Origin of the sequence: Aeromonas sp. Y293-4 (assembly GCF_027705905.1) — a bacterium.
GTDB classification, from domain to species: Bacteria; Pseudomonadota; Gammaproteobacteria; order Enterobacterales; family Aeromonadaceae; genus Aeromonas; species Aeromonas veronii.
Map to the genome: position 1 here is coordinate 1 of NZ_JAPDCI010000084.1, position 517 is coordinate 517.

The following is a 517-nucleotide window of genomic DNA, read 5'->3' on the forward strand; positions in this document are numbered from 1 at the left end:
TACACTCGGGGCTTTCTGACCGGCAGACCAAGGGTGTTCAGTTTGTTGATTGCACCAACATACGCCATCACTTCCCCTACCTGGCCGTTGTATGTTCGCAGACTGATTTTGCCCATCATTAACTGCTTGAACCGATACATCACCGTCTCTGCCAGCGAGCGACGGTGATACCCCGATATCTTCTTCCAGTGCGCCAGCCCTTCCTTGCGCATCACCAGCACGGCCTCATTTCTTGGATGCCCCTTTTTCCATAGCCCTGCGCTCTTGCGGGGCGGGATACAGGCTGTCTCCCCTTTGCGCGAGATAAGCTGATGGCTAGCTTTGCTGTCATAGGCGCCATCCGCATAAACATGTCCCAGCTTACGCCGCAGAGGGTTGAGCAAGGTGGGCAACACCTCGGCATCATGGACATTTTCCAGTGAGACTTCCGCCGCCACGATATCGTGGGTCACAGGGTCTACCGCCAGATGCAACTTGCGCCACACTCGCCGTTTCTCGGCGCCGTGTTTTCTGACCT

1 protein-coding gene is annotated in these 517 nt (G+C 56.1%); it reads right to left on the reverse strand.

Annotated elements, in window-relative coordinates:
* Nucleotides 1-517 (reverse strand): IS5 family transposase (locus OKC31_RS21670; protein ID WP_270657752.1); only part of this gene is annotated, 517 nt, incomplete at both ends.